Here is a 26,018-nt window from a genome sequence, read left to right as displayed (position 1 = left end):
TCATTTTATTATAAATATAAAAACCCGGCAATGCAGATTGCCGGGTTTTTTACTTTCTGTATGACAAAACAAAAAGTATAGAGGATTTTACTTTCTAACTTAAATCCTGTAAAGTTTATAGGCCAAAATTCTTAGAAATTCCAATGTTTAGAGTTTTTCCAAAATTGAAACCTAAATTTTCTTGTCTCGGATCATTTTTTCCATCAAGATTGTCGTAGTTTATTCCTCCGATAGAGAAGTTTAACCCAAAACCATTTTTCATATTAATAAATAAAGCAGGTGTTAAGCTGGCATAAAAACCTTTTGCATTATTTACTGAAGTGTTTTGATACCCTGCACCCAGATCTGCAAAAACAGAAAACATTTGTGAAAGCGGAGTTGAATAACGTACAAAACCTCCAATTTTATATTTTTCAGTTTTATCTATCCCAGTAGTTTTTACATTCATAATTGATCCTTCAACTCCCGCAGTCCATTTTTCTGCAAATTGGTATCCAACTCTTGGTGAGAATTCGAAATTTTCAAGTTTAGAATCTCCTAATTTTTCTGAAGCATATCCAACATTTCCTCCTAATAAAATAGAATTTTTCTGTGCGCTTGCAATTGTTGTAATTAATAATACAACTGCTGCTAATAATTTTTTCATGGTTAATTTATTTAATTGGCGGCAAATTTAGAATAAATATAATTGTAAGAAATGTTTTAAGTTTAAAATTTTATATTGTGAGTTAATTTTTATAAAATGTTTGTGATTTTAATTTTTAAAATCATTTTTAAAATAAATTTTAAGTATTTTTCTATGGTTTAGTTTAAAGATTTCATAATTTATTTGGTTTTAGGATTAATTAAGAATTTCGAAAAATCATCAAATAATCTATTTAATCTGTTTTGTTTTTTGCTTTAATGTTTATTTTTTCTTTGAAAATGAGTTATATTCGCAGAACTTAAACAAAATAACATGAAAAAAATAGTTTTATTCTTGACCATGTGCCTTATGACTTTCCCTATGAGAGCCGATGAAGGAATGTGGTTTTTGATGTTTATCGAAAGATTGAACCATAGAGATATGGAAAAAATGGGCTTGCAATTAACAGCCGAAGAAATTTACAGTATCAATCACCATAGTTTGAAAGATGCTATTGTACAATTCAACGGAGGATGTACAGCTGAAATCGTTTCAAAAGAAGGATTGGTTTTAACAAACCACCACTGTGGTTACAATGCAATTGCTGAACTTTCTACAGCAGAACAAAACTATTTGAAAGATGGTTTCTGGGCTAAACAAAAGAGTGCCGAAATGAAACCAAAATCTCTATATGTTCGTTTCTTTGTTCGTATGGATGATGTTTCTAAAAGAATTTTATCAAAAGTAAACGATCAAATGACTGAAACTGAAAGAAACAAAATCATTCAGCAGGAAATTAGTTTGATTGAAAAAGAAAATAGCGAAAACGGAAAATATACAGTTTCTGTTCGTCCTTTCTTTCAAGGAAATGAATATTACTATTTCGTTTACCAGGATTATACAGACGTTCGTTTAGTGGGAACACCACCAGAAAGCGTTGGTAAATTTGGTGGAGATACAGACAACTGGGAATGGCCTCGTCAAACAGGAGATTTCTCAATGTTTAGAGTGTATGCTGATAAAGACGGAAATCCTGCAGCGTATTCTAAAGACAATGTGCCTTTGAAACCAAAACACTACCTGCCAGTAAGTATTAAAGGTGTAAAAGAAAATGATTTTGCTATGATCTTAGGTTATCCGGGAAGAACAAACCGCTGGATGCCGGCTGGAGGAATTGAGCAAAACATTAAATATGCTTATCCTGCATGGGTTGAAGGTGCTAAAACCGGAATGGATGTAATGAAAAAGTATATGGATAAAGATGCAACTGTTCGTTTGCAGTATGCTTCTAAATATGCTTCTACAGCAAATTACTGGAAAAACCGTCAAGGTATGATCGATGCTTTAACAAAAGCTGGAACGGTTGATACTAAAGCAGAACAAGAAGATAAATTTTATGAGTGGGCAAGTAAACCTGCGAATAAAGAGAAATACGAAAATGTAATTCCAACTATTAACGACTATTACAGAGAAACAAACTTAAAAGCGCGTCATGATAACTATTTAATGCAGCTTTTACGTACTTCAAGCTATGCAACAGGACCTGCAAATTTAGGAAATGCATTGATCGCTTACTTTAACGAAAATGACGCTAAAAAAGCAGAAATGCTTCCTAAAATTAATGCGATGATCGAAAATATCTACGGTGAGTTTTATGAGCCGTTAGAAAAAGATATTTTAATTGCACAATTAAACTTATATGCTGCAAAAGCTTCTGAATATGGTTTAGCAACTCAAATTGCAGCTATGAAAGCGGCTAACAATGGTGATTTTACATCAGATGTTACTAAAGGAGCTGAAATGAGTTATTTTTCATCTAAAGAAAAAATACAAGCATTCATGGCTAATCCAAAACCATTAGCGATTGTACATGATCCGTTGTATATTATTTCTAATGATTTATTGACTAAATACCGTTCTAAAACAGATGATCAGGCAAAAGCAGATGATGGTTTTGCAACTGCTTACCGCGAATTGGTTGAAGGTTTAAGAGAGTCAAAATTGAATGCAATTAAATATCCAGATGCTAACTCAACTTTGAGATTGACTTACGGAAAAGTTCGTGCTTTACCTGCAGATCCGCGTAATGATGCAGCGATCAACAATTATACTACTATGGAAAGCATGGTGAAAAAGTATAAAGCAGGAGATCAGGAATTTGATTTACCAGCACGTTTATTAGAGTTAAATAAGAAAAAAGATTTCGGCCAATATGCTGATAAAGCAGGTTACATGCCGGTAAACTTTTTAACTGATAATGATATTACAGGTGGAAACTCAGGTTCTCCGGTTCTTAACGGAAAAGGTGAGTTAATTGGAATTGCTTTTGACGGTAACATCGAAGCTATGGCTGGAGACGTTATTTTTGATTCTAAATTACAAAGAACTATCAACGTTGATATTCGTTATGTACTTTGGCTTATTGACAAATACGCAGGAGCTAAAAACATTATTGACGAATTGTCGATTGCTAAATAATCTCAATTTATTTATAAAATTAAACCCGACAGATTTTAAATCTGTCGGGTTTTTATTGTCTTTAATTTTGAAAGAGATGTCAGGCTGAGCGAAGTCGAAGCTCTTCGTTGCGGGGCTTCGACTTCGCTCAGCCTGACAAAATATAGATTATTTTTTTGGAATTTACTATTGAACTTTTACTCGAATGCCTTTGGTATGACTTGCAAATTCAGGAGCATACATACTTTGGATTGTAGTAATTCCGTTTGAGAATTCACCGCTGTTGTTTACTCGAATATCATATTCTAAAACGTAAGTTCCTTTGTTGATTTGATCAAAAAAGAAATGTGTTGCTGCATCTTTGGTACTCATATAATAACCCAGACGATTTTTGTATTGATATTGAGAAAGTACATTTACAGGTTCAAAACAAGAAGCTCTCATGTCTTTTAAATGAACATATTCTGAGTCTTCTTTCGCAGTAATAATCAAACGAACTGTAACCAGATCACCTGTTTTTAAAGGATCTTTAGACGTAATTCTGTGCAGCTGGTCTCCTTTTAAAGAGCTTTTCTTTATGTACAATTCTTTTGAAACTGATAAAACGGCTCCGGAGTTGTTTTTAATTTTATCTAAATCTTCAAAATACTGCCAGTAAACGCCGCCAAATCCCGGGACTTTAGATTTGTTTTGAATGCTTATTGAAGCCATTTCTTTTTTTACTTCTTCGGCTTTCCAGTTTAATTTGATATAACCCGTTTCGGCTTCTTTTTGGTTTTCTGCCAGTTTCTTGGTCATGATTTTTTCATCTCCCAATTTAATAATAGTATTGTCTTTTACAGAAAGCCAGTCTGTACCCTGCATTAATAAAGCATAAACGGCTTCGGTTGTAGATTTAGTTGTCGGCCAGTTTTTGGTCTGTTTGTTTTTTAATAACCAGACTTTCATTGCATCAACAGATTTCGTGTCGTTAGATATTTCAGCGAAAGCCTCAATTAATAAAGCCTGAGTTTCTATAGGTGCCTGATACCAATACCATCCGGATTTATTCGCAATCCAGTACATTCCCCAATCTTCATTGTTTGATGAAGTTTCTTTTAGGCTTTCTACAATTTTTTTAGCAGTTTCTTTTTCACCAAATCGATTTAGGGTTATTGCTGCCAATCCCTTTTCATAAATAGAATAATTGAGCCAGTCTTTTTTAGCTTTATCCAGATACAATTGGATTGTTTTCTTTAATGTATCAGACTGCGGATATTTTTCTAAATAGAAACTTCTGGTATACAAATAATGAAGATCAGAATAAGGATTGTACCAGATTAACTTATCAACCTCTTTTAAGTTTTTGGTTCTTGTTTTATGGTATTCTATAAATTTACTGTCCAAAAACGGAATCCCGTTTTTAGCAATTTCATCGGCTTTATTTCCAGCCGTTTTTGTGAGTTTATTTAAATGTCCTAAACCGGCTAAAATATGTCTGGTTATATATTCATTTTCATAACCGCCTTCGAACCATGAAAATGCTCCTGAAGTATTTTGTTTTTGTTTTAATTTTTCAAAAGCACTTTCTAAAGAAGTTTTCATTTTTTCTAAATCAAACAAAAGAGCCAGATTCTTTTTCTTTTCATCTTCGCTTTGCGCATCATTCAACCAAGGCGTTTCGGCGAGAATTAAAGATTTTAATTCTTCGTTTTCTTCCAGTTTAGAAACAGGTTTTCCACTTTTTCTCCATTCTTCAAAAACAGATGCAATTTTAGGATTGCTGGAAATAATTTCTGAAGCTAAAGAATTGGCATAATAACGTGCAAAAGTCTGTTCAGCACATTCATGTTCATATTCCATTAAATAGGGCAAGGATTGAATCGCCAGCCATGTAGGATTTGAAGTATACTCAAAAGTAAACTGATGATTTTTTAAAGTTGTAGAATTATTGTTTTTTAAATTTTCGAAGGTATATTCTTTTGTAGAATTTTCTTTTACCCATACCGGAATACTTTCTGTTACGAGCATATTATTGGTCAACACAGGAAGAATGTTTTCTTCACCGTCTGAGAAATTGCCGGCTTTTGCTATAATTTTATACTGAACGCCCTGTAAGCCTTCCGGAATTGTAATTGTCCAGTTTACAGAAGTATTGCCATGAGATGAAATGGTGAAATTTTTAATGTTTTTTGTATTCAACATTTTATCATCAATTGGCTGCATAGTTACAGCATCAAAAAATTGTAAAGAAGCAATTCCTGTTTTGGCCTGATCTGTCATATTAGAGATTTTGGCATTGATCACAATTTCATCTTTTTCTCTAAAAAAGCGAGGGAAATTAGGAACCACCATTAATTCTTTTTGTGTAATAACACTTTTCTCTAAATAGCCGGAAACTGCATCTTTGTTATGTGCCAGTAAACGGAATTTCCAAGCGGTTAAAGCTTCAGGCGATGTGAAATTAAAACTTACTTTTCCTTTAGAATCAGTTTTTAAATTAGGCAAAAAGAAAGCAGTTTCAGAAAGATTTTTTCTCGCTTTTACCTGACTTAAGGCTTCAAGAGCTTTTTTGGTTGTAACGATAATGGCGCCATTTGCAGCTTTGCTTCCGTATAGTGCAGTTGCTTTTTCTGGATCTAATGTCTCAATTGAAAGAATCTCTTTTGGATCAATATCTTTAATGTTAGTCATAATTTCACCATCGACAACATAGATAGGTTCATTTCCTGCTATATTGCTGTTCCCTCTAACTTGTATTCCAGGTGCTTTTTTACTTGCATTAAAACTACCTGTCAGAACTTCCTCTTTCATGACAGAAGGAGCAGCAAGAGGTGCACTTGCCGCTAAAACAGCATCAGCTTCTCCCTCAATCATTGCACCTCCCACTTTTTTGTCTTTTAGTTCAGCGATTGTTATGCCCGCGTAAGCAGTACCAAATCGGCTGTTGTAAAAGTCAAAGCCAAACCAGTTAAGTTTTATTTCATCAGAATGAAAATCAATTTGAGGGAATATTTCGTTTAAGTTTTCTAATGATAAATACGCCATGTCAAAACCTAATACAGATCTTGTCATAACAGAATTATAATAATAAGGATCAAGCTTTAGAAGGTTCCAGTCTTTTTTAGTGAATTGGTCTAATGAGCTGTCGTACATTGAAGCTAAAACTTCGGCTTCTATTTTTGCAGATACGCCATTTAATTTAAACGACCAGGTTTCGGCGCTTCCGGGTTGAATTTTATTTCTAAAAGTTTCAACTATCCATTCTAGTTTTTGTTCCTCCGTTTTAAGATCTGCAGTTATGGCATCAGTAAAACTGGCATTATCGAAAATGCTTTCAAATCCTATTTTTATCTCTTTTTCAAATTCGCTTTTCAGCGGAATTTTAATTACAGCTTCATGATTTTGCAAATGAAAGGTATCTTCAAAATATACTTTATTTTGGTAATTTCCATTTGCAGTAATATAAAGTTCAGGAATTACCGAAGACAGCTTAACAAGTACAAAACCATCTTTTTTAGGATCATCATTCATTTGCTCTGCCGAGAATAAACGATCTGAATGGAATTTGTCCTTGCTTTGTTTGATGTTGAAGTTGGTTGTAGATTCAATTGTATTTTGAAAACTGTCTTTGGCAGAAAACACAATCTTATAATTTCCGGATTTATAATTTGAAATGAAATCAAGAATGATTTTTTTGTCTTTTTGTGTGTCTACTTTCTTTGAAAACAATAAAATTTCTGGAGATTTCTCTGCAAATAGATTTTCGTTGATCTCATACGGAAATAAGGCTTCAAATTCTTTAGCAGAAATAGTTTCAATTTCAGGTCTGTTAAAGATTCTTGGTTTAAATTTATTTGGGAACGGACTCACAAAGTACAATTTGATTTCGCCTTTGGCAGCCAGAAATTGCCCGTTTAAATTTGTGCTGTTTAGAATAATTTCGTTTTTATCTTTTGTTTCAATGCTATTTGGCACAAGGGCATCGATAATTAAATCATGGTAACCCACTTTTACCGTTGTTACCGCTGAATGTGTTTCGCCGTTTATATCTGTAACCGAAACATTAATTTCATAATTGAAAACAGGTCTTTGTTCTTTAGAATTATTATTTGAAGGTAAAGCTGTAAAGTCAATTGTGAATTTTCCTGAGGCATCGGTTTTGGTTTCGCCAACTGCTAAAGTCTCGTTTTCTTCGCGCCCGTAATAATTTCTAAAATAGGTTGTGTATCGGTTTACGCTGTATTTAACAACCGCGTCAGAGATACTGCTTCCGGCAAAAGCGATTGCTGTTCCTTTTATTTTAACTGATTCGTTAAGTTTAAAACTTTCTTTTTTGGCATCGAAAGTAACTTCAAATTTTGGACGTTTGTATTCTTCAACACTAAAATAAGTAGTAGAATAATTAAAATTAGTAGTATTCCAAAACGCAGCTGCTGTTTCCTTTTTGGTGTAATCATCTGGTCTTTGCACGCTGATATGGAAATCACCTGTCAAACCATTTTTTGGCAGAACAAATTCACCCGAAAACGAACCAAATTCATTTGTTGTTAATTCAAATTCATTTATTTTTTGGTAGTTAACATCGTTTACAACAACTTTAAAAGGCGTGTTTGGTACTACACTTGATTTGTTTTTGCTTTTTTGAATTGCAATACCTTTAAAATATACAGTTTGTCCCGGTCTGTAAATGGCTCTGTCTAAATAAAATTCGACTTTGGCACTTGCTCTTTCGTTTTCAGACAAACCATAATCAGAGACATATCTCAGGTAGTTTTTGTGAATTAAAATACTGTCATTTCCTATTGAAAATTCAACAGGTTCATAATTATAACTTTCGTTTTTCAATTGTAATGATACAATTCCTTTCGAGTCAGTTTTGGCAGTAGAAGTTGACGATTTTACTGTTACATTTTCAAGAGGTTTTCCGGTTTTTCGATCTAAAACCTGATAGTTTTCAATTTTATCTTGCCTCGTTGCCAAAACAGAAATGTTTGAAACCGTAATAACTTCGTAAGCAGAAGCTTTTTTGTTTTTAATATCAGAATCACTTTCAAAATACACTAAGTAGTTCCCAATGGTTAATTTAGGAAGCAGCAGTTCAGTATTGTATTCAAAATAATCGTTCTTGTTTTTTAAATCATAATTCTGTGAAACTACAGGAGTTTGATTTTTTATTGTTGATTTGCACAAGCTGTCTCTTGCTGTTTCAGATTGTTTTTGAAATTTCTTTACCTGAGATAAATTGATTTTATAATAAGAAACTTTCAGCCCGTTCAGGTTTTTATAACTTATATATGTTCTGGTGTTTTCATTATCGTAAATATACTTTTCAAGTTGAATGGATACTGACTTTTCAGTAAGTTCTCTCTTTTTTAATAAAGCTAAATTTGCCGTATTGGTTTTTTTATTGATTTGTATAATCTCATCAAGTATTTTGAGGGCTTCGATATTATTTTTTGGATAAAACTCTTTTGAAGCTTTATTGGCTAAAAGTTCTGCTTTTTCAAGTTTTATTTTTTGAAGAAGATTTTCATCTTTAGCGATTTTTTCTACTTTGTCTAAATACTGGCTGAAAGCTTCATCAGAATGAACTAATGTATTATTACAGTATTTTATACGTTCAAATTGATTTTCTAATGATGGATTGTCTTTTTCTTTTTTCTGGTATAACTCAAGGGTTTTCTTTAAATACTCCTCTTTTATAAAATCAAAATTAAGGGTTAAAAATGATTCAGAACTGCCCAATAATTTATCTGAGTGCTGGAAAAGGTCTGAATATGGAATATTCCAGCTTTCGGTTTTATCTTTATAAAAAGTTATGTTTTCATCTAATAAATAGTCGTACAAACTTGCGTTTTTGAATTTGTCTGAAGTAAATTCAAAAATTAAGGCATAGTTATTTAAAGGTGTTTTTTTTAGAATTTCTTCATTTTCTAATGTTTTATTGTAAAGCGCTATAATCTCTATTTCTGGTGTTAAATAGATCGAAGCATTATCATGCGTAATACCATCAACTGAAGCTGTATCAATTGTTGCTGCAGCCTTGTCAATTAAAGAAGCTTCATCATCAACAACAGCTGCAGCGCTGTCTACTGCAACTGCATAATCATCATAATTTGAATAATGATTAAGACATTTTGCATAAATCAATGTTAATATGGCTTTTGACGGAATTGAAACACGATTTATATCGGTTTTTAGGTTGTCCAGAATTTTTGTTTTGGCATTTTCGTCAATTACCGTTAAATATTTGGCCTGATAAAAAAAGCATTTTATCATTTCGGTTTCATTCTTTTTCGCTGTTGCTTTTTTGTAAATTTTGGCAACTAATTCATTTGCGGATTTAATTTTGCCTTCGTTTTCAAATGCAATAACTTTTGCCCAGTTTTTATCATTTTGCTGAGCAAACAGGGTGGAAGAAATCAAAGTAAATACAAATAACATATTTTTCATAGAGTGGTTTTTAGTATATAGAGGCCTTTTTTTATTAAATGGTTGGGATGCGCGAAAAATAATTTTTGTACAAATTACTAATTTATCCCCAAAACCAAATGTGACATTTTATATTTCCTTATTTTTGAAAATTATTATTGAGTTTTATTAGTTACTTGCTATTTCGATTAACTGATTAAACAGTTTAACGATTAAACATTTTAAATGAAAACACATTTCATTGCCATTGGCGGAAGCGCGATGCACAACCTTGCATTAGCATTACATAATAAAGGATATCAGGTTACAGGAAGCGACGATGCTATTTTTGAACCTTCAAAATCAAGATTAGAAAAAAAAGGAATTCTTCCTGCTGAATTGGGCTGGTTTCCTGAAAAAATAACGGCAGATATTGATGCCATTATTTTAGGAATGCACGCAAAAGCTGATAATCCTGAATTATTAAAAGCGCAGGAATTGGGATTGAAAATTTATTCATATCCAGAGTTTTTATACGAACAGTCTAAAAATAAAACTCGTGTTGTGATTGGTGGTTCTCACGGAAAAACTACGATTACTTCGATGATTCTTCATGTAATGCATTATCATAATATTGCAGTTGATTACATGGTAGGAGCACAGCTGGAAGGTTTTGATACTATGGTGCACCTTACAGAAGAAAATGATTTTATGGTTTTGGAAGGCGATGAGTATTTATCTTCACCGATAGACAGACGGCCAAAGTTTCATTTGTATCAGCCAAATATTGCTTTAATTTCTGGAATTGCCTGGGATCATATTAATGTTTTTCCAACGTATGAGAATTATGTAGAGCAGTTTGAAATTTTTATTGAAAAAATTACCAATGGCGGAATTTTGGTTTACAACGAAAATGACCCAGAAGTAAAACGTGTTTCAGAAGCCGCAACAAATCCAATTCGTAAATTACCTTACAGCACACCAGAATATTCTGTTGCCGATGGTGTAACACTTTTAAAGACTCCCGAAGGCGATATGCCAATTGAAGTTTTTGGAGCTCACAATTTAAATAATTTAGCTGGAGCAAAATGGATCTGCCAAAATATGGGAGTTGACGAAGAAGATTTCTACGAAGCAATTGCAAGCTTTAAAGGTGCTTCTAAACGTTTAGAAAAAATCGCCGAAGGAAAAGGAAAAGTAGCTTATAAAGATTTTGCACATTCGCCAAGTAAAGTTGCTGCAACAACTAAAGCGGTTAAAGAACAATATCCAAACAGAACTTTAGTTGCGTGTTTAGAATTACACACTTACAGCAGTTTAAATGCTGCATTTTTAAAAGAATATGAAGGAGCATTAGAATTTGCTGATGTTGCCGTTGTGTTTTATTCGCCAGATGCCGTTAAGATTAAACAGCTTGAAGAAGTTACTTATGAGCAGATTGCAGCTGCATTTAACAGAAAAGATTTGATTATTTATACGAATCCAACTGAATTTAAAGAATATTTATTCAACTTAAATCTTGATAATTCTGCACTTTTATTAATGAGTTCAGGAAACTACGGAGGTTTGAATTTTGATGAAGTAAAAGGGTTGATTAATTAGAGAATTAGCCAATTTGAAAATTAGATAATAGGCCGGCTGTAAAAACAGCCGGCTTTTTTTAATATACTGTTTCTGTTTTTTATTTTTCGGATATGATTTGAAAAGCTATAAGAAGATTAAAAATTTAAAATCAAATATATTTTTTGAAAGATTTTTCTTCTTTTTGGTATATATTCGCTTTTTAAATTATTTGATTATGGAAGGAAGTCATTTTGCTATAAAAGATTGGTCAGAAGATGATAAGCCTCGCGAAAAATTAATGCTTAAGGGCAAAGAGGCTCTGAGTGATGCTGAATTAATGGCTATTTTAATTGGTTCTGGAAGTCGTAACGAATCTGCTGTTGCATTAAGCCAGCGGATTTTAGCTTCTGCTAAAAATTTAAACTCTTTATGGAAAATGTCTGTTTCGCAGTTAATAAAGTTTAAAGGAATAGGAGAGGCCAAAGCAGTTTCAATTGTTGCTGCATTAGAATTAGGCAGAAGACAGAGAGCGGAAGATATATTGAAGTTAAAAAAAATAACTTCGAGTAAAGATGCCTTTACTATTATGCAGCCAATTATTGGCGAACTTCCTCACGAAGAATTTTGGGTGCTTTTTCTTAATAATTCAAATAAGGTAATTTCTAAAGCACAATTGAGTAAAGGAGGAATTGCCGGAACAATTGTAGATGTGCGGTTGGTTTTTAAATTGGGATTAGAAAATGGCGCTACTGGTTTGATTTTGTGCCATAATCATCCTTCTGGAGAGTTAAATCCAAGTCAGGCTGATAAACAGATTACTAAGAAAATAAAAACGGCAGGGGAGATATTAGATGTTAAAATTTTAGACCATTTGATTATAACTGAAACAAAATATTATAGTTTTGTAGATGAAGGAATTTTCTAATCTATGAATACTAATATTACAGACATTTTTTTTGATTTAGATCATACATTGTGGGACTTTGATAAAAACTCTCAAATGGCTTTTGATCGTATTTTTAAAAACAATTTCGAAGGAATCAAAATTGAAGATTTTATTGAAAAATATCTTCCAATAAACCAGGAATGCTGGAGATTATATCAAAACGATCAAATTACACATCAGGAATTGCGTTATAATAGACTGAAGCTTTCTTTTGATGCTTTGAACTATTCAATGACGGATGAAAATATTGATCAGATTTCAAACGATTATATAGAGTTTCTAACAGATAATAATTATCTTTTTGATGGTGCTATTGAGGTTCTGGAATATTTAAAACCAAAGTATAAACTTCACATTATTACGAATGGTTTTGCTCATGTTCAGGAAAAGAAAATTAATAATGCTTCGCTTGGAGGTTATTTTACGACGATTACGAATTCTGAATTAGCAGGTGTTAAGAAGCCAAATAGTATTATCTTTGATTATGCTGTCAATTTGGCTCAGTCATCAAAAGAAAACAGCATTATGATTGGAGATGATTTTGATGCCGATGTTAACGGAGCTTTAAATGCAGGTATGGACGCTATTTTTTTTAACGTAAAAAATATCGAAACACCTGAAAACTATAAACAAATTAATCATTTATTAGAACTTAAAAAATATTTATAATTATGAAATTAAAAGTTTTATTGACTTTGCTTCTTTGTTCGGTTATTGGATTCTCGCAATCTATTAACGACTATAAAGCTGTAATAATACCAGTAAAGTACGATTTTATGAAAACTGAAAATCAGTACAGATTAGCAACTTTAACAAAATCTAATCTTCTTAAAGCGGGTTTTAAAGCTTATTATGCTAATGAAGAAATGCCGGCAGGTTTAGGTGACAGATGTGAATTGCTTTATGTTGATGTAAAAAAAGACAATGCTTTTTTGGTGACAAAGCTTTTTGTAGAGTTTAAAGATTGTTATGGGAAAATAGTTTATACATCTGAAACAGGAAAGAGCAGGGAAAAAGATTATGAAGCAGCTTATAAAGAAAGCTTAGATAACGCTTTTATTTCTATTATTGCACAGCATTATAAATATAATGGTAAAACAGTTACAACTCAGGCAGCACAAACAAGTACTCCGGTTGTTTCAACGGTTGCAGCGACTACTGTGATTCCTACTCCGGATGTTTCAGATCCAAATTTATTATATGCACAGCCAACTGAAAATGGATATCAATTGATTGACAAAACACCAAAAGTTGTCATGAAGTTACTTAAAACGTCACGTCAGGATTCTTTTATAGCAATTAAAGATGGCGTTCAAGGTTCTTTAAATGCAAAAGATAATGGCTGGTATTTTGAATACTACCAAAACGATAAATTAGTTTCAGAAAAAATTTCTGTAAAATTTTAAATAAAATACGGATTTAATATCCGTATTTATCTTTCCAGCGGTTCTTTAAAAATTCGCGGTTGCTGTTCTCTCTTGAATTGCTTCCCGGATTGTAAAGAACCGTTTCTTTTATAGCATCAGGAAGAAATTCCTGTTCGGCAAAATTATTGGCATAATCATGCGAATATTTATAGTCTTCACCATAACCTAACTCTTTCATAAGTTTAGTCGGCGCATTTCTTAAGTGAATTGGAACTGGTAAATCGCCCGTTTGTTTTACTAACTGCTGTGCGTTTCCAATTGCCATATACGACGCATTGCTTTTTGGCGATGTTGCCAGGTAAATAGCGCATTGGCTTAAAATGATTCGGCTTTCCGGATATCCAATTGTAGAAACGGCCTGAAAAGTATTATTAGCCATGATAAACGCCGTTGGATTTGCATTTCCAATATCTTCACTCGATAAAATAAGCATTCTTCGTGCTATGAATTTTACATCTTCACCGCCTTCGATCATTCTTGCCAGCCAATAAACGGCTCCGTTTGGGTCGCTTCCTCTTATCGATTTTATAAAAGCAGAAACAATGTCATAATGCTGCTCTCCGGTTTTATCATACAAAACGGTATTTTGCTGAACCAGTTCCAGAACACGATCATTGGTTATAATTATTTCATCACTTGCAGATGCATTAATTACAAGTTCAAAAATGTTGAGTAGTTTTCTTCCGTCACCTCCAGAAAGTCTTAATAAAGCTTCTGTTTCTTTAAGGGTTATATTTTTTGAAGAAAGTTCTTTGTCAATTTTTATGGCGCGGTGTAATAACGCTTCTAAATCATCTTTCGTAAATGCGTTTAGTATATAAACCTGACTTCGGGATAATAATGCGGGAATGACCTCAAAACTTGGGTTTTCTGTGGTTGCGCCAATAAGTGTGATCCATCCTTTTTCAACTGCAGCTAAAAGTGAATCTTGCTGCGATTTGCTGAATCGGTGAATCTCATCAATAAATAAAATAGGATTTTTGGCAGTAAAAAGTCCTCCGCTTTGTTTGGCTTTTTCAATTACATCTCGAATATCTTTAACTCCAGAATTTATGGCACTCAGTTCATAAAAGGGACGTTTAGATTCTTGTGCAATAATTTGTGCCAGAGTCGTTTTTCCAGTTCCCGGCGGTCCCCAAAAAATTAAGGACGGAATTATTCCTTTCGAAATTTGCTGCGTTAAAGAGCCATTCGGGCCTACCAAATGACTTTGACTTATATAATCTTCTAGTGTCCGTGGGCGAATACGCTCTGCTAAAGGTGCTTCCATTTTGTAAAATTACTATTTTCAAAATTAATTTTATTGCTTCAAGAGTGATATACGAATTCAATTGTAAAACATTTAACAAAAAATCATGCAGCTGACAAAATATCAGTAGATTTTCTTTGGATAGTTTTTTGATGTCGGTATCTACAACTTTGACCTGAAACTATATGAATGATAATCACTTTAAATTTTCGAATGCAGTTGTTGGACTTCCGCTGTTTTTTGTGCTTTTTTTATGGATAATTTATTGGATTCAAATTCGTTTTGATGTCGATTTTTATCAAAACGGAATTTATCCGAGAGATTTTTCCGGATTGCAAGGTGTATTATTTAGTCCTTTTATTCACGAAAACTTAGAGCATTTATATAATAATTCAATTCCGCTTTTAGTATTATTGGCAGCATTGCAATTTTTTTATCCGAAACAGTCATTTGTGGTAATTGTTTTTGGAATTTTATTTTCGGGCTTAATAACCTGGATTATCGGCAGGGCAAATTTTCATATTGGAGCAAGCGGACTAATTTATGTTTTGGTCAGCTTTATTTTCTTTAAAGGAATTCAAACTAAATATTATCGATTAGTGGCACTTTCATTGTCGGTTATCCTGCTCTATGGCGGAATGATCTGGTATGTATTTCCAGATGTTGATAAAACAATCTCCTGGGAAGGTCATCTGGGCGGATTCATAACAGGATCTGGACTTTCACTGTATTATAAAACTCCCGAATATACAAAACCTATAATTTACGATTGGCAAAGACCAGACTTTGATCCTTCAGCTGACCCTTTCATGAAACATTTTGATGAAGATGGTAATTTTGTGAATACCGAAGTTGTTGAAGAAGAAACAGAAAATTTAGATTCTTTTTTTAATTCAAATATTACTGTAAATTATATTGTAACAAAATCAGAATCAGGAGATAAAGGTTGAAATGTAAACGGAGTTTAATTAAAATGCTTAATTTTGTTAAAGACCATTTTTAATTTCATTTTCTGATAGTATGAAAAAACTTTTTTTTACAGGTTTGATTTTATTGATTTTAGGAAATAAATCTTTTGCACAATGTGAGATAAAAAACAGAGTTCTTGCAGATGGTTCTATGATTTACTATTCTGACCCCGAAGTGTTTTATACAACAAAATCTAAATCATTAAAAATAAATATTGTAACAGATAAAGAAAGTTATTTTGTTGCCTTGCAGCCAACTCCTTTCCCTGAAAAAAAGATAGGTAAAAAAATTACAGATGATTTAGTGATACATCTTGCAGATAAAAATGCCTACAAGCTGACTCATTATGATACGCAGTATATACAAAATGATTCTGTTATGCAGGTTTTGTATTTAATAGATTCTAAAGACTTAGAAGCTTTCTCTAAGTTTGAAGCTCTTGTAGCGACAATAAACATGAAAGGGACAGAGTTTATTCGAGATTATAATTTCAAACTCCACAAAGATGAAATTGTAAAACAACTAGCTTGTTTTTTAAAGAAAGAAGATAAGTAAAACTTATTCATCATTTTCGGAATGAGTTTGATGTAAAAGTTTTTTGCTTAGGTTTTTAAACAGATTGTTGAAAGTAAGAGTTAGTGAACCTGCATTTACGATTTGATTTCCGTTATCTCTAGGCAGATATTCGTTTGCATAGGTTATTTCAAGTTGAATGTCATCTGTAAACAAATACCCGGCTCCAAGATTTAATCTGTTTCTGTCAAAAAAACTTAATCCAGTTACTTTGGTTTCTGATTTTAAGAAGATTTCATCAGAAGCTATTGCGTAAACAACACCACTTCGGAGAACTTTACTATTTATTGGTTTTAAGTATTTAATTTGCTGCCGATATCGAATCACATTTTCATAAGTGTCATCTTGGTTTCTCATGTGTCGAAGTTCCGTTCGCATTCTTGTGCTAAGTGTGTATCCCGTTTTATGAAAATAATAAATACCCTGTAAAGCAAACCGCCACTCAGGAGATTCAAACTGACCAATTTCCGGAACATCTTTGTTGTTGTAATAAGCTATAAAAGAAGAAAGCTTCCAACGCGGATTTAAATAATAGTGTCCCCACCCGCGAAAAGATCTTTGTGTATTTTGTTCAAATATATTCGGTGATGATTCTGTACTGCTGTAGCTAGTGCCAAGATTTAGTTCTGTTGACCATTTTTCATTGATGGTTCTGTTAAATTGAACTTCTCCCCAAAATTGATTGTAGTGTATGTTTTGTCCGCAGCTAATACTTGTAATTAATAACATTACAAGTATTGAACATGCTTTTTTATTGAGTATGGTATGATTAGGGTTTAAAGACATAAATTATTTTATTTAATTGTCATTCCTAATTCTATGTTACTTAACTTCTTTGACGGACAGCTTCGTATAAAAATGCCCCACAGGCAACAGATACATTCAATGATCCTATAGATCCAAACATTGGTAATTTAGCTTTTTCATCTACGATTTTAAGAACAGAAGGATTTATTCCTCGATCTTCAGATCCCATTATAATAGCTAATGGTTCATTTAATGATAAGTCATAAATATTTTGATCTGTTTTTTCAGTTGCAGCTACTGTTTTAATTCCCGAACCCTGTAAATAAAAAATAGCATCTTTAATATGTTCAACCTTGCAGATTGGCACATTAAAAACAGCTCCTGCCGAAGTTTTAACAGTGTCGCCATTTACCGGCGCTGAACCAGCTTTTTGAACAATGATACCATTTACACCAGTACATTCTGCAGTTCTGATTATAGCACCAAAATTTCGGGCATCAGAGATTTGATCTAAAATTAAAAAAAGAGGTTTTGAACCCGAGGCAATAGTTGATTCAACAAGATGTTCTATATCGATAAAACCAATTGGTGAAATTGTAGCAACAGCACCCTGGTGGTTGTTTGGCGTTAACCGATTTAATTTTTCAACAGGAACGTAAGAGAAATTGATGTTGGCACGTTTCATAACCTTCATCAAATCTTTCATTAACTCTCCAGAAATCTCTTTTTGTATAAATACTTTGTCGACTTCCTGACCTGCTTGTATTGCTTCTATAATGGCTCTAATGCCAAATATTTGATGTTCTTTTTCCATAGGACAAATATAGGTATATTGTTTATATAAAAAAACCATCCCGAATGGGATGGTTTTAAATATATAATCTTAGAAAAGATGATTAATCTTCTTCTACTACAGATAATACTCCTTCTTTGAAAGAGAATTTAAGCTCTTGGCTAGTTGCACCTTGAACTTTGTCACTAACTTTTAAGATTCCAGTGTAAAGAACATCGTGGTATTCTGGAGATGATGCAGTTCCGAAGTTAACACTTCTTGTAACTTTGTAAACTACAACATCACCAACATTTAAATTAGTTAATGAAGTAACTTTTGCACCTGCAGTATAGGCAGTTTCAGCAGCAAATAAATTAGCAGTAGCATAATCTAAACCAGCAGCTTTAACAAAATCAATTGGAGTTTCTCCAAAAGCAGCGATACCGAATGGGCTTACAAATTGTATTTCAGCATTAGCAGTGTTTGTAGAATCATAGCTTGATCCTGTTAAGAAACTAAATTTGCTAGCAGAAGCACTATTAGAGATACTTCCATTTAATGCAGATCCGAAAGTTTGATCAGCGATAGTAACTGTTGTTGAGATTACATCTGTTTGAGTTCCTGCAGTAACAGTAAATCTATAAGTGATTTTATCTCCAGCTACAAGTCCTCCATATGTAGAGTAAGGAATGTTAGCGATGTCAATAGTTCCTGCTGTAGTTGCGAAAGTACCAGGAAGCGAACTAAAAGCTCCATCATTTTTGCTCCATTCTCCTACTACAGATTGAATAGTTGTTGTAGCTTTTTTAACTGTAGCATAATGAATTTCTACTGGAGTTGGATCGTTAAGTTTAAAAGATGATACTCCGCTTGTAGCATTTGTTACAAGGTCACCATCATCGTTATATACTTTCCAAACAATTCCTTTTCCTACTGTAAGTGTGAAAGGCATTGTTGTTGTAGAACCGTCTGAATAAGTTGAAACGATTAACAACGAAAAAGTACCAGTTTTAGCAATGTTTACCGGAGGTGTAGCTGTATTAGGGAAAACGTCAAAGCTTCCTAATGTAGAAGTATTGAATGAAGCAACACCATCAGCAATTGTAGCATCAGAAACTTTAGCTCCACGTACAAATACTTCGCTTGCAGCAGCGGTATTTTTGTAAATCTCAACTTTAGTAGCCGTTACTCCTTCTTTAGTATAAATTTTAGAAGGCAGGTTATAGTTGTTGTCTAAACGGCTGATACTAGCCGTTTGTGGAGCAACACTTCCTCCTACATTATCTGCCATTGCAACATCGTCATCTGAAGAACAAGATGCGAAAGCAACAAGCATAGCTAATGCAGCAATTTGTTTTATATATCTTTTCATATTAATATTATTAATTATTAGAATTTATCCCAGAAAACGTGAGTTGTTACTTTGTCGTTACCTAGTTTAGAAACCGCAGCTTGGTAATTAGTTTTGTTCAACGTTTGCTCAATTCCAGGGTAAGAATAACGTTTAGGAACTTCAGTGATATCACCAAAAGTACCCGCTGGAGCAACAAGAGCAGGGAAGTCAAGTCTTCTGTAAGAAGTCCATGCTTCAAATCCTCTGTTATAGTAAGCAATCCAAGCTTGTTCACCAATTTTTTGTTTCCAAGTTCCAGCTGCAGTAGCATAAGCAACTTCTGGTTTTGTTAAGTAAGCAGCGATATCAGTATTAGAAACATTCCAATCTTGTAATGAAGCAGTAACTGCATTGTTGTAATGAGTTGCAGCAGAACCAGCAGTGATGCCTCTTTCTACAGCCTCAGCTAACAAGAATTCAACTTCAGAATAAGTTAATAATACACCAGGATATGTTGGAGCCTGAATTGTTGTAGTAATATGAGAGAAGCTTCCGTATACGTTAACTGAACCATATTTTCCACCAAGATACTGTCCAGATCCTTCTGGGAATTCTGTAAAGTATTTAGCTCTTCTTGGATCTTGAAGTGCATTTAATTTATTTACAAAAGTATCTGCAGGGATAAAGTCATTACGTCCACTAGCTACTAAATCAACATATAATGGGTTAGCATTTGGCTGTGTACTTGCGTAAGTCATATATGCACCATCTGCGCTTGATGTAAAAATACCATCTGTAATTGCAGCGTTAGCTTGTGTAGTTGCATAAGCAGCATCTACATCATGCATGTTAATTGCCATTCTTAAACGTAATGAATTAGCAAATTTTGCCCAGCTTGCAGTATTACCTCCGTAGATTAAATCAGCAGAACCAAAACTTCCTACGCTTGTATCTAAAGAGTTTGAAGCAGCAGTTAATTTTGCAATAAGATCTTTGTAGATCGTTTGAGCGTCATCATACTGTGGTAATGGATAATTAAGGATATCTAAAGCCTGAGTATAAGGAACATCTCCAAATGTGTCAACTAAAATACCATAAGAATAAGCTGAAACGATATCAATAATTGCAATTTTATTATCTATAGCAATTGCTTCTTCAGCTGTTCCTACGAAATTTGCTTTTTGAGAAACTAATAGGTTTCTAGCCTCTTTGTAATCTCTTAATACGTCACGGTAGTAAACTAACCAGTGAGTATCTGGAATTTTACGTCCTGTAAGATCGTATTGAGATTCTTGAGGATATTGTACCTCTGCCCAGTGTTGAGCAAATAATCTAAAAACATTATAGTTTACAGAAGTACTTGTTACTTGGTCAACCATTGCGTGTTCTGCATTAGTGAATAAGTAATTAGCTTCAGTATATGTTGGACGTTTAGTGTCCGTATTTAATCCTGTAATATCATCAGTACATGATGAAGCAAACAGGCTTATGATCGGGATTAATAATAATAGTCTATTTTTCATAGCTTAGAATTTTATTGTTAGGTTACAACCAATGTTTCTAGTTGTAGGTAAAGATCCTAGAGATACACCCATAGAACCAGCGTTAGATCCTAATCCACTTTCTGGATCTGCATCAGGAAGGTTTTTTTGGATTATCCATAAGTTAGATCCAATAAGAGAAACTCTCATGTCTGTCAATTTCATTTTAGAAACTAATGAACTTGGTAAAGAATATGAAATATTAACCTCTCTTAATTTGATGAATCCAGCGTCGTAAACAGCTACTTTTCTTGGACCATTAGTGTAAGCATTAGTTACAGCTCCTTGAGCAGCTACTACGTACTCAGTTCTTGTAGTGTTAGGAGTTCCATCAGCGTAAACACCTGGAAGGATAATACCACCACCATTAGCTACAGTATTTCTTAAAGGATTTCCTAAATCGTTAAGTCCTCCAGTTTCGTCTGTTAATCCAGTTCCAATTCCATACCATTGGTCAGTTGAGAATACATCTCCACCGTGTTTAGCATCGATTAAGAAGCTGAAAGATAAGTTTTTGTAAGAGAATTTGTTGCGGATACCACCAATCCAGTCTGGATTAACGTTTCCAATAATGTTGTTTGTAGATGTGTTTACTACGTATCTTCCTGTTGTAGGGTTGATAATTGGTTGACCATCTGCAGTGTAAGTGTAGTCAGTTCCTTTTAAAACTCCAAAAGGTTGTCCTACTACAGCATTTAATGTAACAGTACCAGGGAATGAACTAATTTGTAAGTTTTCGATTCCGTCAGCTAAAGCTGTTACTTTATTTTCGTTTTTAGACCAGTTAACCATAATGTCCCAAGCGAAATTGTTTGTTTTAACTGGAGTTGCGTTAAATTGAACCTCGATACCTTTATTTTGGATGTTAGCAGCGTTAATATAACGGCTAGAATTACCAGTTGCAGTAGAGTAAGGAACGTTAATAGCTTCTCCGTTGTTTACGTTTTTGTAAACACTCACGTCAAAACCTAACCTTCTTTTAAAGAATTGCATCTCAAGACCAATCTCTTGTGTTTTTGTTTTAATTGGCTCTAAATCTGGGTTGTTTTTGATGTTATTTACTGAGTATTGTTGTTGTCCGTTAAATGCGTCAAGTTTAGAATAAGTATCTATTAAAGCTTGTCCTGGCGTACCAAGTGGGCTTTCAGAATAACCTGCTCTAAGTTTACCAAAAGTTAACCAGCTAGCGTCGATTGCTTTAGTGAATACCCAGCTTCCTGAAACAGAGTAGCTTTCTAATGCATTGTTATCTACTGGTAAGTTAGAAAATGCATCTCTACGTGCAGTAGCATCTATGAAAAGTGCATCAACATAACCTAATGAAGCAGAAACATAGTAACTGTTTACACCACTTTTTGTAGCTCTTTCATATGGATATGGACTTGCGTCAACAGAGTTAGCTAAGCTGTAAAGTCCAGGAATGATAAGACCTCCTTGTGTAGAAGCAGTAATTGTATTGAATACGTTTCTTCTGATAGTTCCCCCAGCTACACCATTTAAACTAAATTTCTCTCCGAAATTTTTCTTAAATGTAAGTAATAAATCGTAGTTCTGCTCAGAGAAGTTACCATTGTAACGTTGGTAACCTGATTTTTCGTCTAATGCATTGATACCAAAAACTTTTGATACAGATCCAACAGCAACTCTTTCTTCACGAATCTCATCATAAGTATCTGTAGAGATTTTTGCAGTTGCAGATAACCATTCAGCAATTTTGTAAGTAAAGTTTGCGTAACCTACAAAACGGTTTCTTGTGTCATTTTGATAGTTTTGGTAACGCTCAAAATAAGGGTTGTTCCAATAAGCTGGAGATCCATCTTCGATAGATTTTCTATTCCAAGTAATGTTTTGTCCTCCAGAGTTGTTGTAAGCTTGTTCTAATTCTTTAATATCAACATTTGTCTGCCACCACTGACGGAAACCAGAGATCATGTTGTCACTGTATCCAGTCATGTTTCTACCAACAGCATTCTGATTTGAGAAGTTAGCAAAAGTGCTAAGAGATAATCTGTCAGAAAATTGGTGGTTTATTTTTAAACTGAAGTTGTTTTTGTTTATTTCACTATTTGGTAAAATACCAGTTTGTTTAGTGTTAGTATAGTTAAAAACAATGTTCGATTTGTCGTTAGCATCTTCGAAAGAGATACTGTTTACTAATGAAAGTGAGTTTTTAAAGAATGAAGTAGGGTCATTAGCTGCAGCCTTCCAAGGAGTAGCTTTTCCATAATTTGGGTTTCCTGGATATGCAGAAAAAGCATCCCATTGGTAAACATTGATTGAAGGATCATATGCGCTACCTACAGAAGCATCATCTCCAAAACCTACAACTCTGTCAATTACACCGTCTCCATCAACATCTGTATTGTTTGTGAAAGATCCAGATCCGTAACCAGCACCGTAATTTTTTTGATATTTTACGAAAGTACTTTTATCAATAGAACCAGATACTACTTCAGATGAAACAGTAATTCCAAGTCCTTTTTTAGCTTTACCTTTTTTAGTAGTAATCATTAATACCCCGTTACCAGCTAAATATCCGTATAATGCAGATGCAGCAGCACCTTTCAATACGTTGATACTTTCGATGTCTTCTGGGTTAATGTCCATACCATTGTTACCATAGTCATAACCTTGTCTACCTGTTGATTGTGATGTTAAACCGTCAGTAGAAGTGTTTGAGTTGTTGATTGGCATACCATCAATAACAATAAGCATCTCGTTAGTTTGTCCAATAGCTTTTACACCACGTGAGATAGCACTTGTAGAACCTCCAAAGTTTGAGTTTCTAGTAATATTAACACCGGCTGCTTTACCTGAAAGTTCGTTCAAGAAGTTACCACTTGAAGTTCCGCTTCTTAAGTCAGAACCTTTAACCTCTTGAGTTGCGTATCCAAGAGATTTTTTCTCTCTTTTGATACCCAAAGCTGTTGTTACTACAACACTTTCAAGTTCTTGTGCATCTCCGCTCAATTTTACATTGATTACAGATGAACTTGCTGCTACTTCTTGAGTTTTCATCCCAATGTAGCTAAATACCAAAACTTGGCTTGAAGATGCTTTGATAGAGAATTTACCATCAAAGTCAGTTTGCGTTCCTGCTTTAGTTCCTTTAACTAATACACTAACACCTGGCAAAGGCATTCCTGCATTATCAGAAACTGTTCCAGAAACAGCTCTTTCTTGCGCAAAAGAAAGTTGCGCAACTAGTACTAATAAAAGCACTAAGAATCCATTGAACTTTAGTTTCATTTTTAAATATTTTGAATTAGTATCGCAAAACTCTTAATAATTTGTTAACTTTCCTAATATTAAAAGCTTTTTTTTTAGTTAAATTATGATTTTGCTCTATGATTTTGTTTTTTTATTGTTAATAAAAGCATCTGATTTAGGAATTCTCAGAATTTAAGGTAAATTATGATAATAATTAAAAATATTTAGACTGGAATAAATGTTAAATTTATTAATACTTAGTCTTTTATTGTTTTTTTTATAACTTTTATACTATAAAAATTATACTCTTTATGATAGGCTTTTTGTTAAAAATGATTTTCTTTTATAAAAAAAGCTTCTTATATGTATAAAAAACGCAGAAGTGTAATTTTATTTTTTTTGTTAAAAAATGACTTTATGATAATTTAACAATGAGGTTTTAATTGTGTTTTTTTAGAGGTTAATATCTTTTTTTAACTCTCAGGTGTTTGTGTTTTATGGTGTTTGAATTAGAATTTTACATTATAGGATAAGTTTAAAATGCTATTGTAAAATTTAATATTGCTATTGTTTATTGTACCGTTTGCTATTGTTAGTTTTAGAAGTCCGTTGGATGTTAATATTCCAACGCCTATTCCGATTGAAACTAGATTGTTGAATTTCTTATTTTCAGGAGATGTTTGGTCTTGGTATAAGCCGTAATCTAAAATTGAATGAAGATAAAGATTTTGATTTGCCAGAAAGCGATATTCTGTTAATAGTAAATTTATACTGTTGCCTTGTAAGCTGTTTTCTGCAAATCCTCTAATCGAACTCATTCCTCCAAAGCGAAATAGTTCATTGTTTATGTAATTTGTGCTTTTTAGATAAAGAAGTTGTGGGTTGATGTATATTAAATTCTTCTTGTTCAGTTCGATGTTGTATGCTAAATTTAGATTTGTGTAAAATTGACTGCTTGGTTCTGCTGTTTCTGGCAAGTTGTTGGTGTTTCTTTTTCCGTATCCTAGTGTGCAGTTAAAAAAAGACTTTAATGGAAAAAGAGTGTTGGTATGGTCAATTTTCTTGTATTCGTAATTTGATGTAATAAATGAATTCTTAAAGTCGCTTATTTTTGAATTGTTTGTGTTTTGGATGTCGCTTGATTCTGTTGCTTGGTAGCCTAAGTAAATTTTTGAATTGTAATTTAAGAGATATCCCAGTTCGATAGCTGTTTTTGTATTTTGAAAAGTGCTGTCTTGTTTAAAAATATTTAACTGTGCCTTTATTGCGAGCGAAGTTTTAAATATGTAGGGTATTTCTAATTTGGTGTTAAAAGTTTTTTGTTGATTTCCGTCGCTTTTCCAGTATAATGAAAAATGTTCCCCAGCATGGAGAGTGTTTATTAATGAAACGTCTAAGTAGCCATTCAATCTTATTTTTTTGTCTTCATTGTTTGAAAATCCAATAAAACCGTCAAAAGTGTTTGCTTTTCTTTTTTCTATATAAGTATAGATTTTTGTAGAGTCATTCGTAAAAAGTATTTCAGGATATTTTGTTTGTGAAACAAACTCAAAATTATTAATGTCTTCGTAAAGCTCTTTTAATATTTCTTGATTAAAAGTTTTATTTAGATATTTTTTGTTGAGTTGTTTTAGATGACCTTTAGGAAAGAAATCGGTTGAACTCTGATTTGTGTAATTTAGGATGATTGAATTTACGACTCGTTTTTTTTCTTTTTTGAAATTCAGATCAGCATAAATTATTGCGTTTTTTCTTTGAATGTTTTCTAGTTTGATTTTGTTGAGTGAGTAACCTGATTTTTCAGCAATTGAAGTTTCTTTTTCTAGATAGCTTTCGATTTCACTATAAGGTATGATTACGGTGTCGTTTTGTTTCTTTTTAAAATTAGAAATGGTATAATTTGTACCTATATATATATGAATGTATTTTGTTTTGTTTTTTAATTCGAAAACGGAAATGTATGTACTGTCATTTGTTTTTTTAGTTTCAATAATCTTGTTGTCTATATAGCCTTCTTTTGAAAGTTTTTTAGAAATGTTTTTAATTTCGTCGAAAAGTGATTTCGTGTTATGGTGGATTGTTTTGTAGGATAAAGAGTCAATAGTTTTGTTTTCAAGGATATTCGAACCGTTTATTTTTAGGTAAAAGTTTTGAGTGTAAGCCGAGGTGCTTATTAAAATGAAAAAGAAGGTTTGAAAAAATAGTTTCAAGAA

General features: G+C 33.0%; 16 protein-coding genes. 7 read left to right on the top strand and 9 right to left on the bottom strand.

What is annotated here, in order from left to right; genetic code table 11:
* Positions 1–115: 115 nt before the first annotated feature.
* Entirely contained in the window at positions 116–646 is a 531-nt protein-coding gene (locus tag ACTJIW_RS01995) for an outer membrane beta-barrel protein (protein ID WP_440715299.1), read from the bottom strand.
* A 312-nt stretch (positions 647–958) separates the two neighbouring features.
* Between ACTJIW_RS01995 and ACTJIW_RS01990 the strand changes: the two genes are divergently transcribed.
* Positions 959–3,103 carry a S46 family peptidase gene (locus ACTJIW_RS01990; RefSeq protein ID WP_440715300.1) on the top strand — a complete coding sequence of 715 codons (2,145 nt, stop codon included), beginning with the start codon at positions 959–961 and terminating at the stop codon, positions 3,101–3,103.
* A 165-nt stretch (positions 3,104–3,268) separates the two neighbouring features.
* Here the strand turns inward: ACTJIW_RS01990 and ACTJIW_RS01985 are convergent, their stop codons facing one another.
* Positions 3,269–9,517: an MG2 domain-containing protein gene (locus ACTJIW_RS01985; RefSeq protein WP_440715301.1), complete on the bottom strand. Its 6,249-nt coding sequence runs from the start codon at positions 9,515–9,517 to the stop codon at positions 3,269–3,271.
* Between the two features lie 204 nt (positions 9,518–9,721).
* Here ACTJIW_RS01985 and ACTJIW_RS01980 point away from each other — a divergent pair, with 204 nt between their 5' ends.
* From ACTJIW_RS01980 to ACTJIW_RS01965, 4 genes are all read left to right on the top strand, one after another.
* A complete protein-coding gene (locus tag ACTJIW_RS01980; RefSeq protein WP_440715302.1) occupies positions 9,722–11,077 on the top strand; it encodes a UDP-N-acetylmuramate--L-alanine ligase in 1,356 nt (451 codons plus the stop codon).
* A gap of 196 nt (positions 11,078–11,273) precedes the next feature.
* Positions 11,274–11,963: a RadC family protein gene (radC, locus tag ACTJIW_RS01975; RefSeq protein WP_012022505.1), complete on the top strand. Its 690-nt coding sequence runs from the start codon at positions 11,274–11,276 to the stop codon at positions 11,961–11,963.
* A gap of 3 nt (positions 11,964–11,966) precedes the next feature.
* Complete coding sequence (locus ACTJIW_RS01970) at positions 11,967–12,653, top strand: YjjG family noncanonical pyrimidine nucleotidase (RefSeq protein WP_121360079.1); 687 nt, start codon at positions 11,967–11,969, stop codon at positions 12,651–12,653.
* Between the two features lie 2 nt (positions 12,654–12,655).
* Positions 12,656–13,390, top strand: coding sequence for a hypothetical protein (locus tag ACTJIW_RS01965; RefSeq protein WP_121360080.1), 735 nt, complete (start codon positions 12,656–12,658; stop codon positions 13,388–13,390).
* A 13-nt stretch (positions 13,391–13,403) separates the two neighbouring features.
* On the opposite strand, the gene ACTJIW_RS01960 is transcribed toward ACTJIW_RS01965, so the two are convergent.
* A complete protein-coding gene (locus ACTJIW_RS01960) occupies positions 13,404–14,681 on the bottom strand; it encodes a replication-associated recombination protein A (protein ID WP_121360081.1) in 1,278 nt (425 codons plus the stop codon).
* A 164-nt stretch (positions 14,682–14,845) separates the two neighbouring features.
* Between ACTJIW_RS01960 and ACTJIW_RS01955 the strand changes: the two genes are divergently transcribed.
* Both ACTJIW_RS01955 and ACTJIW_RS01950 read left to right on the top strand, forming a co-directional pair.
* Entirely contained in the window at positions 14,846–15,610 is a 765-nt protein-coding gene (locus ACTJIW_RS01955; RefSeq protein WP_440715303.1) for a rhomboid family intramembrane serine protease, read from the top strand.
* Positions 15,611–15,680: 70 nt separating this feature from the next.
* Positions 15,681–16,184 (top strand): hypothetical protein, encoded by a 504-nt coding sequence (locus tag ACTJIW_RS01950; RefSeq protein ID WP_073409068.1) that lies wholly within the window; start codon positions 15,681–15,683, stop codon positions 16,182–16,184.
* A 3-nt stretch (positions 16,185–16,187) separates the two neighbouring features.
* Here the strand turns inward: ACTJIW_RS01950 and ACTJIW_RS01945 are convergent, their stop codons facing one another.
* From ACTJIW_RS01945 to ACTJIW_RS01920, 6 genes are all read right to left on the bottom strand, one after another.
* Positions 16,188–16,988 (bottom strand): DUF2490 domain-containing protein, encoded by an 801-nt coding sequence (locus ACTJIW_RS01945; RefSeq protein WP_440715304.1) that lies wholly within the window; start codon positions 16,986–16,988, stop codon positions 16,188–16,190.
* A gap of 40 nt (positions 16,989–17,028) precedes the next feature.
* Positions 17,029–17,763, bottom strand: a complete 735-nt coding sequence (rlmB, locus tag ACTJIW_RS01940) for a 23S rRNA (guanosine(2251)-2'-O)-methyltransferase RlmB (protein WP_012022498.1) — start codon at positions 17,761–17,763, stop codon at positions 17,029–17,031.
* An 82-nt stretch (positions 17,764–17,845) separates the two neighbouring features.
* Positions 17,846–19,093, bottom strand: a complete 1,248-nt coding sequence (locus ACTJIW_RS01935; RefSeq protein WP_121360085.1) for a hypothetical protein — start codon at positions 19,091–19,093, stop codon at positions 17,846–17,848.
* 17 nt (positions 19,094–19,110) lie between these two features.
* Positions 19,111–20,577 carry a SusD/RagB family nutrient-binding outer membrane lipoprotein gene (locus tag ACTJIW_RS01930; protein ID WP_433813778.1) on the bottom strand — a complete coding sequence of 489 codons (1,467 nt, stop codon included), beginning with the start codon at positions 20,575–20,577 and terminating at the stop codon, positions 19,111–19,113.
* A gap of 3 nt (positions 20,578–20,580) precedes the next feature.
* Positions 20,581–23,844, bottom strand: coding sequence for a SusC/RagA family TonB-linked outer membrane protein (locus tag ACTJIW_RS01925; RefSeq protein WP_440715305.1), 3,264 nt, complete (start codon positions 23,842–23,844; stop codon positions 20,581–20,583).
* A 470-nt stretch (positions 23,845–24,314) separates the two neighbouring features.
* Positions 24,315–26,015 (bottom strand): hypothetical protein, encoded by a 1,701-nt coding sequence (locus ACTJIW_RS01920; RefSeq protein WP_440715306.1) that lies wholly within the window; start codon positions 26,013–26,015, stop codon positions 24,315–24,317.
* Between the last annotated feature and the right edge of the window lie 3 nt (positions 26,016–26,018).

The organism is Flavobacterium sp. 22659 (assembly GCF_052044235.1).
GTDB lineage: Bacteria > Bacteroidota > Bacteroidia > Flavobacteriales > Flavobacteriaceae > Flavobacterium > Flavobacterium johnsoniae.
Note: the sequence above shows the minus strand (reverse complement) of the source record. Positions and strands in the feature narration are given on the sequence as shown.

Coding starts and splice junctions, on each gene's coding strand:
- ACTJIW_RS01995 (WP_440715299.1), bottom strand. CDS start 646: ATGAAAAAATTATTAGCAGCAGTTGTATTATTAATTACAACAATTGCA.
- ACTJIW_RS01990 (WP_440715300.1), top strand. CDS start 959: ATGAAAAAAATAGTTTTATTCTTGACCATGTGCCTTATGACTTTCCCT.
- ACTJIW_RS01985 (WP_440715301.1), bottom strand. CDS start 9,517: ATGAAAAATATGTTATTTGTATTTACTTTGATTTCTTCCACCCTGTTT.
- ACTJIW_RS01980 (WP_440715302.1), top strand. CDS start 9,722: ATGAAAACACATTTCATTGCCATTGGCGGAAGCGCGATGCACAACCTT.
- radC (WP_012022505.1), top strand. CDS start 11,274: ATGGAAGGAAGTCATTTTGCTATAAAAGATTGGTCAGAAGATGATAAG.
- ACTJIW_RS01970 (WP_121360079.1), top strand. CDS start 11,967: ATGAATACTAATATTACAGACATTTTTTTTGATTTAGATCATACATTG.
- ACTJIW_RS01965 (WP_121360080.1), top strand. CDS start 12,656: ATGAAATTAAAAGTTTTATTGACTTTGCTTCTTTGTTCGGTTATTGGA.
- ACTJIW_RS01960 (WP_121360081.1), bottom strand. CDS start 14,681: ATGGAAGCACCTTTAGCAGAGCGTATTCGCCCACGGACACTAGAAGAT.
- ACTJIW_RS01955 (WP_440715303.1), top strand. CDS start 14,846: ATGAATGATAATCACTTTAAATTTTCGAATGCAGTTGTTGGACTTCCG.
- ACTJIW_RS01950 (WP_073409068.1), top strand. CDS start 15,681: ATGAAAAAACTTTTTTTTACAGGTTTGATTTTATTGATTTTAGGAAAT.
- ACTJIW_RS01945 (WP_440715304.1), bottom strand. CDS start 16,988: ATGTCTTTAAACCCTAATCATACCATACTCAATAAAAAAGCATGTTCA.
- rlmB (WP_012022498.1), bottom strand. CDS start 17,763: ATGGAAAAAGAACATCAAATATTTGGCATTAGAGCCATTATAGAAGCA.
- ACTJIW_RS01935 (WP_121360085.1), bottom strand. CDS start 19,093: ATGAAAAGATATATAAAACAAATTGCTGCATTAGCTATGCTTGTTGCT.
- ACTJIW_RS01930 (WP_433813778.1), bottom strand. CDS start 20,577: ATGAAAAATAGACTATTATTATTAATCCCGATCATAAGCCTGTTTGCT.
- ACTJIW_RS01925 (WP_440715305.1), bottom strand. CDS start 23,844: ATGAAACTAAAGTTCAATGGATTCTTAGTGCTTTTATTAGTACTAGTT.